Source organism: Brevundimonas vesicularis, assembly GCF_032067225.1.
Lineage (GTDB): Bacteria > Pseudomonadota > Alphaproteobacteria > Caulobacterales > Caulobacteraceae > Brevundimonas > Brevundimonas vesicularis_F.
Genome location: NZ_DAMBJX010000085.1, coordinates 1 through 9,171, shown reverse-complemented (window position 1 = coordinate 9,171; position 9,171 = coordinate 1). Strand labels below are relative to the sequence as shown.

General features: G+C 65.3%; 6 protein-coding genes. All 6 read left to right on the top strand.

Annotation, left to right across the window (positions count from 1 at the left end; genetic code table 11):
• The coding region (locus RT123_RS14845) for a TonB-dependent receptor domain-containing protein (protein ID WP_313009952.1) at positions 1 to 1,678 on the top strand (1,678 nt) is incomplete at its 5' end.
• Between the two features lie 75 nt (positions 1,679 to 1,753).
• Positions 1,754 to 3,220, top strand: a complete 1,467-nt coding sequence (locus RT123_RS14840) for a glucoamylase family protein (RefSeq protein ID WP_313009950.1) — start codon at positions 1,754 to 1,756, stop codon at positions 3,218 to 3,220.
• Positions 3,217 to 4,485, top strand: a complete 1,269-nt coding sequence (locus RT123_RS14835; RefSeq protein ID WP_313009948.1) for an extracellular solute-binding protein — start codon at positions 3,217 to 3,219, stop codon at positions 4,483 to 4,485. The genes RT123_RS14840 and RT123_RS14835 overlap by 4 nt, the downstream gene beginning before the upstream one ends.
• Positions 4,482 to 5,414: a sugar ABC transporter permease gene (locus RT123_RS14830; RefSeq protein ID WP_313009947.1), complete on the top strand. Its 933-nt coding sequence runs from the start codon at positions 4,482 to 4,484 to the stop codon at positions 5,412 to 5,414. The genes RT123_RS14835 and RT123_RS14830 overlap by 4 nt, the downstream gene beginning before the upstream one ends.
• The gene (locus RT123_RS14825) at positions 5,411 to 6,226 is read left to right on the top strand and encodes a carbohydrate ABC transporter permease (RefSeq protein WP_313009946.1); all 816 of its coding nucleotides are present in this window, start codon (positions 5,411 to 5,413) and stop codon (positions 6,224 to 6,226) included. Before RT123_RS14830 ends, RT123_RS14825 begins: the two co-directional genes overlap by 4 nt.
• Positions 6,227 to 6,244: 18 nt before the next feature.
• Positions 6,245 to 9,171, top strand: a 2,927-nt coding sequence (locus RT123_RS14820; protein ID WP_313009944.1) for a discoidin domain-containing protein, incomplete at its 3' end; no start/stop codon positions are given.

The window sequence follows — 9,171 nt, the reverse complement described above, 5'->3', positions numbered from 1 at the left end:
CATTTTCCGAGACGACAGTGCAGCGACGCCGGGCTTCCAGTATAACTTCAACAACCGCGACTCCACCGTGTTCACAGCCGGCGGGCGGGCTGATGCTCAGTTCCTCGAGCAGAAAAGCACCACGATCCGTAATGATCTGACCATTCCGGATCTAGAATGGATGGGTACGCACACGATCAAGATCGGTGCGAAATACTCGATGCAGAACTATTTCGTGCAGAAGGATTTCGGGCGTAACCCCACCTTTACCTACGACATCGAAGCCCGTCCCGAGATCAATGGCAGCCGCGATATCCCTGTCTCGGTTGACTTGGGCGTCGCCGTTCCGCCTGCAGACGTCGATAACAACGTTCTAGGCCTATACATTCAGGACGACTGGCAGATCACCTCCAAGCTGGAGCTGAACCTCGGCATTCGCTGGGATTACGAGGACAATGCGGTCAACAACGACTACCGCACGCCTGATTCCATTCGCAACATGCTGGCCGCGATCCAGAACCTGCCGAACTACGACTTCCCCTCGTATTTCAACCCGGCGGATTATATTTCCGATGGTGATCGCAAGGCCTTCAAGGGCGCATTCCAACCGCGCTTCGGCTTCTCCTACGACGTCTTCGACGATGAGCGGACAGTCATCTTCGGCGGTGCCGGCCGCTACTACGATCGTATCGGCTTCAACTTCGCGTTCGACGAGCGGTTCAAGCCCTTCCAGTTCAACAAGACGATCTACTTCTCGAACACGGGCGGGCCTCGTGGCGGTGTCCAAACCATCGCCTGGAACCCGAGCTATCTGACGCCGCAGGGTCTTGATCCCCTGCTGGCGGCCAGCCCGGGCGCCGGCGAAGTCTTCCTGGTGCAAAACGACTTCGAGCCGCCGCGCACCGATCAGTTCAGCCTGGGCGTGCGCCAGAAGATCGGCATGTTCCAGACGGCGCTGACGCTTGCAGCCGGCAAGACGAGAGGCGAATCCAGCTGGTATATCGCCAATGCCCTGACGGAGACGGGCGGACGTTTCAACGGTCCGACGCCGGGATCGGTAGGCTTCCCGCAGTTCCGCAACCTGATCTTCTTCCAGAACACGGATAAGGAGCGCGACTACAAGGCGATCTACTTCACGGCCGACAAGCCCTATAACGCCGAAGATCGTTGGGGCGTGAACATCGCCTACACCTATATGGACGCCACCCAGAATGGCAGCCGCGACTCCGGCTACGGCGCCTTCGACTTCGATTACAATGTGCCCGGGCAGTCGCCTGAGTTCCCGTCGAACACCGACGAAACGCATCGTATCGTGGCGTCCGGCACCATCGGTCTGCCGGCGGACTTCCTGCTGTCAGGCATCGTGACCTTGGGTTCGGGCTTGCCCTACACTGTGTTCGACTGCCCGAACGCCCCCGCTGGCGGCCCGAACATTTGCTGGAACGGCGGTCGTCCGGACAAGCGCGCTTTCTTGCCCGGTCTGAACTTCGCCTATCGCCAGATCGACTTGCGTCTGACGAAGGGCTTCGAAGTCTATGGCGGTCAGAAGGTGGAGTTCATCGTGGATGCGATCAACATCTTCAACTTCACCAACTACAAGTCCTTCGATCAGGGCTTCAACAGCCCGCGCTTCGGCATGGGCACGGAACAGTATCTGCCGACCCGCAGCTTCCAGGTCGGCCTGCGTTACTCCTTCTAAGTCCTGAGCCTGGGCCGCCTCGTGCTTGTCGCGAGGCGGCCTTTCTTTTTCGATTGAGACCCAGTGAGCGTGCCCATGAATCGTCGAAACTTCCTGATGCGGACCACCACAGGCGCTGCGGCTCTGGCCGTTGGATTTCCGGTGATGGCGGCGGTGCAGCAGGCGGCGGCGACGGGGGCGATCAATGGGACGCAGAGACGGCCCCTGCGGCTGGACCGCGAGATCGAGGAACTTCAGGAGCGCACCTTCCGCTGGTTCGAGAAGGTCACGGATCGCAGGACCGGTCTGACGCCGGATCGCTGGCCGACGCCGTCGTTCTGTTCGGTGGCGGCGGTCGGGTTCGCCCTGACTTGCTGGCCTGTGGGCGTCGAGCGCGGCTGGATGAGCCGTGCCGAGGCGCGGGAGCGGACCCTGACGACGCTGCGCTTCTTCCATGACCTGCCACAGGGACCCGAGCCCAGCGGGACGGCCGGCTACAAGGGCTTCTTCTATCACTTCCTCGATATGGAGACCGGCCTTCGCTACCGGACCAATGAGCTCTCGACGGTCGACACCGCCCTGTTGATCGGCGGCATGCTGTTCGCCGCCCGCTACTTCGACGGCCGTCATGCCGACGAGGCGGAAATCCGTCAGAAGGCCCAGGCCATCTATGAACGGATCGAATGGCCGTGGGCCGTGATCCGCGACAACCGCATCACCATGGGCTGGCACCCAGAGAGCGGCTTTATCCCGTCCGACTGGCACGTCTATAACGAGGGCATGCTGGTGCTGCTATTGGCCATCGGCAGCCCGACCCATCCGGTGTCGGTCAATGTGTGGCACGAATGGGCGGCCAGCTATGACGAGAGCTGGACCGATCGCTGGGGCAGCTGGCACCTGAATTTCGCGCCCATCTTCGGGCACCAGTACAGCCATATGTTCATCGACTTCCGCGGCATTCAGGACGCCTGGATGCGCGGGCAGTCTGCCCAACTGGGCGAATACCTCGACTATTTCGAAAACAGTCGCCGCGCCGTCTACGCCCAGCAGAAATACGCCCACGACAACCCTGGCGGCTGGGCGGGCTATTCATCTGAGGTCTGGGGCCTGACGGCCTGCGACGGGCCGGGCGATTTCAAACAAGTCATCGACGGCAAAGAGCGCGAGTTCTTCAGCTATTCCGCGCGCGGTCCGGGCGAGCGCGACGACGGCACCATCGCGCCGACGGCGGCGGCCAGCTCCATCGCCTTCGCGCCCGAGATCGTCGTGCCCTGTGTCAAGGCGATGAAGCAGAAATACGGTTCAGGCATCTATACCGAGTGGGGCTTCCTCGACAGCTTCAACCCAACACTGACAGTGCGCGACGGGCCGCTGCAGCACGGCAAGATCGTGGACGGCGTGGGTTGGGTGGACGGCGACTATCTGGGCATCGACCAAGGGCCGATCGTCATCATGACCGAGAATCACAGGTCCGAGTTCGTCTGGCGCTATATGCGCGGCGAGCCCAATATTCGCCGCGCGCTCGACATCGCGGGCTTCACCGGCGGCTGGATGAACGCATGATGGCGACGGCCCACAGGCGCGGCGCTCTGGCCCTGATGGCGGGAGGGGCGGCTGCGGCCTGCACCCCGCGCCGTGACGGCGAGACCGTGCTGCGCTTCTGGGCCATGGGCAATGAGGGCGGGACTGTCGGGCAGTTGATGCCCGAGTTCGAGCGCCGCAATCCGGGCGTCCGCGTGTCGGTCCAGCCCCTGCCGTGGACGGCGGCGCACGAAAAGCTGCTGACCGCCTACGCCGGCGCCTCGCTGCCGGACGTCAGCCAGATCGGCAACACCTGGGTGGCGGAGCTGACCGCCATCGGCGCCCTGTCGCCGACCCCGGCCGAGGCCGCGAACCTGCTGACTGACCAGTTTCCGGCAGTGCTGGAGACCAACGAAATCGCCGGCCGCGCCATGACCACGCCCTGGTATGTCGACACACGGCTTTTGTTCTATCGCAAGGATCTGCTGGCGCGGGCCGGCTTCGACGCCCCGCCCGAAGACTGGGCCGAATGGAAGCGGGCCATGCATGCGATCAAGCGTGTGGCGGGCGGCGACAACTACGCCATCCTGCTGCCGTTGAACGAGTTCGAGCAGCTTCTGACCTTCGGGCTTCAGATCGATGAGCCGCTGCTGAGGGATCGGGATACGCGCGGAAACTTCTCCAACCCCGGCTTCGTCTCAGCCTTGGCCTTCTACCGCAGCCTGTTCGACGAGCAGTTGGCACCGCTGGCCTCGTCGACGCAGATTTCCAACGTCTGGACCGAGTTCGCCAGGGGCTATTTCAGCTTCTACTTCTCCGGCCCGTGGAGCGTGGGCGATTTCCGCAGCAAGCTGCCCGCGTCGTTCCAGCCGAACTGGGCCACGGCGGGCGTGCCGGGACCGAATGGCCTGGGCGCTTCGGCGCCGGGCGGGTCCAGCCTGGCGGTCTTCAAATCCTCTCCGCATCAGGCCGCGGCCTGGGCCCTGGTCCGCTATCTGTCCGAGCCGGCGGTGCAGGCCCGGTTCAACACCATCGTCGGCGACCTGCCGGCGCGCCAGAGCGCCTGGGACATCGCGGGCGTAGAGCGCGACCCGATGCTGGCGCCGTTCCGAGGGCAACTGGCGCGCGCCAAGGCCGTGCCCAAGGTGCCGGAATGGGAGCGGATCGTCACTGAGATGCAGATCGTCGCCGAACGGATGGTGCGCGGCGAATACACGCCAGAGGCCGCCGCCGCCGAGATCGACCGTCGCGCCGACCGCCTGCTGGAGAAGCGTCGCTGGATGATGGAACAGGGCAGGGCCGTATGACCGTTGCCGATCCGACATTGGTCAAAGTGAAATCGTCACGCGGACGCGGCGCCCGCGAACGGGCCGCCTGGGCCTTCGTCGCCCCAGCCATGCTGGCGATCGGTCTGTTCTTCGCCATTCCTGTGATCGCGGCCCTGCTGCTCAGTCTGACCGACTTCGACATCTACGCCCTGGCGAACCTGGGCAATTTGCGTTTCGTCGGTTTGCAGAACTATGAGCGGCTGCTGACCAATCCCCTGTTCTGGGGGGCGATGAAGAACACCCTGACCTTCGCCGTGATGGGCGTGCCCCTGTCCATCGCCGCGTCCCTAGCGGCGGCGGTGATCCTGAATGCGCGGGTGGTGAAGTGGCGACCGATCTGGCGGGTGATGTTCTTCGCCCCCTATGTCACCACCCTGGTCGCGACGGCGGTGGTGTGGCGCTATCTGCTGCACACCCGCTACGGCGTCATCAACTGGGGGCTGGAGAGCATCGGCCTGCCGGCCGTGGACTGGCTGGGCGATCCCTCGACCTCGATCCCCGCCATCCTGATGTTCGTGGTCTGGAAGATTTTCGGCTACAATATGCTGATCTTCCTGGCGGTGCTGCAGACCGTGCCGGATGACCTGTATGAGGCCGCGCGCATCGACGGCGCCGGCCCGTGGAAGCAGTTCCGCCATGTGACCCTGCCGGCCATCGCGCCGACCATGCTGCTGGTCTCGATCATCTCGGTCGCCAGCTTCTTCCAGCTGTTCGCCGAACCCTATGTGATGACCCAAGGCGGGCCGGCCCAGAGCACGGTGACGGTGCTGTACTTCATGTACGAAGAGGGCTTCAAATGGTGGAATCTGGGCTCCGCCAGCGCCGTCGCCTTCGTCCTGTTCCTGTGCATCCTGGCGATCACCCTGGTCCAGCTGGCGGTCGCCAAGCGGGTGGGGGCGTATCAATGAAAATCCGCGCCATCCTGCTCAACCTGGCCGTCGGCCTCATCGCTCTGATCGTTCTGTTCCCGCTGGTCTGGATGGTGTCGGTCAGCTTCATGGCGACCGGCGAAGCGGCCGTCTTCCCGCCGCCGCTGCTCCCCTCGCACTGGACGCTAGAGCATTATCGCGACCTGTTCCTGAACCAAGGCATGGGGCGGTATCTGTGGAACAGCTTCGCCTTGGCGACCTTGGCGACCATCCTGGCGCTCAGCTTCACCGTCCCGGCCGGCTACGCCTTCGCCAAGCTGAAGTTCGTCGGGCGCGAGCGGCTGTTCCAGTTCCTGGTCGCCGCCCTGGTGGTGCCGGCCCAGATCGGCACCCTGCCGCTGTTTCTGATGCTGAAGTCGATGGGGCTGGTGAACACCTATGCCGGGGCGCTGGTGCCGTGGCTGGCGTCGATCTTCGGCCTGTTCCTGGTGCGCCAGTATGCGCTGAGCATTCCCGACGAGATGTTGGAGGCCGCGCGGATCGACGGGGCCAGCGAGGGCCAGATCTTCCGCCGCGTGGTCCTGCCGACCTTGCAGCCGATCATCGTGACCTTGGGCCTGTTCGTCTTCCTGGGCAGTTGGAACGACTTCCTGTGGCCGCTCATCATCCTGACGGACCAATCGAACTACACCCTGCCGGTGGCGCTCGCGGCCCTGTCGCGCGAGCATGTGCAGGACATCGAACTGATGATGGCCGGCGCCGTCGTCACGGTCGCGCCCGTGCTGATCCTCTTCCTCGCCCTGCAACGCTACTACATCCGCGGCATGCTCGCGGGCAGCGTGAAGGGCTGACCAGAACTGCGAGTTCCAATGCGTAATCTCCTGCTGGCCGCCGCCTCGGTCCTGACCTTCGCCCTGGCCGCGCCTGCCGTCGCGCAGGAGACGCGCGTTCTCGATAGCATGGACGATGCGACGCGGTGGGAGGCCACGGCCTCGACCGACGTTCACGCCGCCGTCTCCGCCGTCGCCGGCCATGACGGGCGGGCGGTGCGGCTCGATTACGACTTCGACGGCAAGGCGGGTTATGCGGTGCTCAGCCGGTCGCTGCCGTTCGACCTGCCCGACAACTACGAGGTCAGCTTCTGGGTGCGGGGCGCCGGGCCGACCAATACCTTCGAGGTCAAGCTGACCGACGCCTCGGCCGACAATGTCTGGTGGAAGCAGACGGCGCGTTACGACTTTCCCGACGGCTGGACCCGGTTCGTGATCAAACGCCGTCAGGTCTCCAAAGCCTGGGGACCGAGCCCCGAAACCATCCTGCGTCGCGCCGAGCGGGTCGAGTTCGTCGTGGTCGCGGCCGAGGGCGGCAAGGGCTCGGTCGAGATCGACCAACTGACCCTGCGCGCCCTGCCGGTCGATCCGCCTGTCCCGCCTCAACCGGTCGCCAGCGATGGGCAGACGAACTCGACCGCCGCCAACGCCGTCGATCTCGACCCGAAAACCGCCTGGACGCCGCCGGTGGGCGAGGCCTCGGCCCTGACGCTGGACCTGGGCTACGAGCGCGAGTTCGGCGGCCTGACCCTGCGCTGGGGCGAGCGGGGCGCGGCGGCGGACTATCGGGCTTCAGCCTCAAACGATGGTCGGGACTGGCGCGAACTGGCGATCGTGACGGACGGCAACGGCGGCGTCGACTGGTTGAGGACGCCCGAGGCGACGGCGCGCTGGCTGAGACTGGAACCGCTGAAGCCCGCTCCGGCGCCGGACGTGGTCGGTTCATCCGGCGCGGGCCAACGACTGGGCGCGACCCAGGCGACGACCTATGCCCTGAACGAGATCGAGGTCGAACCGCTGGCCTTAGGCGCAGATCCCACAGTGTTCCTTGAGGCGGTGGCCAAGGAGAACCGGCGCGGCCTTTACCCGCGCGGCTTCTCCGGCGAGCAGTCATACTGGACCCTGGTCGGTGTCGATGGAGGCGGCGAGAGCGGCCTGATCGGCGAGGACGGCGCCATCGAGCTGCGCCGCGCCGGACCCAGTATCGAGCCTTTCGTGGTCGACAACGGGCGGCTGATCTCCTGGGCCGACGTCAATATCGTACAGGGGCTGAAGGACGGCGACCTGCCGATCCCGTCCGTGACCTGGACCGCCGACGACTGGACGCTGAAGATCACCAGCTTCGCCGACGGGCAGGCGGATCAGGCGCAGCTCTGGGGCCGTTACGACCTGACCAACACCTCCAGCCGGCCGCGCACCCTGACCTTGGCCCTAGCCGCGCGCCCGATGCAGGTGAATGCGCCGCGTCAGTTCCTGGCCATTCCCGGCGGCGTCAGCCTGGTGGAGACGATCGGCTGGGACGGCGCCGAACTGAAGCTGAACGACACGGTGCGGGTTCAGCTGCTGGCGGCACCGGATCAGGTCGCGCTGGCGACCTTCGATGCCGGCAGCGATCCGCAGTCCCTGATCCTGCCGTCTGCGCGGCGACCGGCCGCCGAGCTCATGACGACGACCGACGCCACGGGTCTGGCCGCCGGCGCCTTGACCTATGAGCTGACGCTGCAACCCGGAGAGACGCGCACGGTGGGTTGGGTGTCGCAGCTATCTGGCGACGCCTTGGCGCCCGAGCCTGTGGGGCAGGCAGGGGCTGTGCTGGAGGCGGTCGAGACCCGGCTGGCGGCCGAATGGCGCGCGAAACTGGATCGGGTGGACCTGACCCTGCCGCCCGCCGCCCAGCGGATCGAGGACGCGCTGAAATCGTCGCTGGCCCATATGCTGATGTCGCGTCAGGGGCCGATCCTTCAGCCGGGAACCCGCAGCTACAACCGCTCTTGGATCCGCGACGGGGCCATGATGGCCGAGGGTTTGAACCGGCTGGGCATGGCCGAGCACTCGGCCGACTATCTGCGCTGGTACGCCCCCTATGTGTTCGACAACGGCAAGGTCCCCTGCTGCGTCGATGCGCGCGGCGCCGATCCGGTGCCCGAAAACGACAGCCACGGCGAGTTCGTCTTCCTGGCCGCCGAGACCTATCGCTACACCAAGGACGACGCCCTGCTGCGCCAGGTCTGGCCGCAGGTGCAAAAGGCGATCGCCTATATGGACGAACTGCGCGCCTCGACCCGGACGACGGCCTTCCAAACGCCGGACCAGCGTCACCTATATGGCCTGCTGCCGCCGACGATCAGCCACGAGGGCTATTCGGACAAGGCGGCCTATTCCTACTGGGACGATTTCTGGGGCCTGCTGGGCTACAAGGACGCGGTCTTCATCGCCGAAACCCTGGGCGATGCGGACGCCGCCGCTCGCTATGCGGCGGCGCGGGATCAGTTCGCCGCCGACATCCGGGCGTCGATCACGGCGACGGCGGCCCATCATGGCATTGACTGGATCGCCGGGGCGGCCGACCGGGGCGATTTCGACGCCACCTCAACCACCATCGCCCTGTCGCCGGCGGGCGAACAGGATAATCTGCCGCCCGAGCTTCTGGCGCGAACCTTTGATCGCTACTTGGAAAACTTCCAGAACCGTCTGACTAACCGCACGGCGTGGAAGGACTACACCCCCTACGAATGGCGGCTGGTCGGCGCCTATGTGCGGCTGGGTCAGAAGGACCGAGCGCTGGATGTGGTGGACTTCCTGATGGCCGACCGCAGGCCCGAGGCCTGGAACGGCTGGGCCGAGGTGGTGGGGCGCGAAAAGCGCGAGCCGCGCTTCATCGGCGACATGCCGCACGCCTGGATCAGCTCCGACTATATCCGCTCGGCGCTGGATCTGTTCGCGTATGAGCGGGACCGCGATCGCGC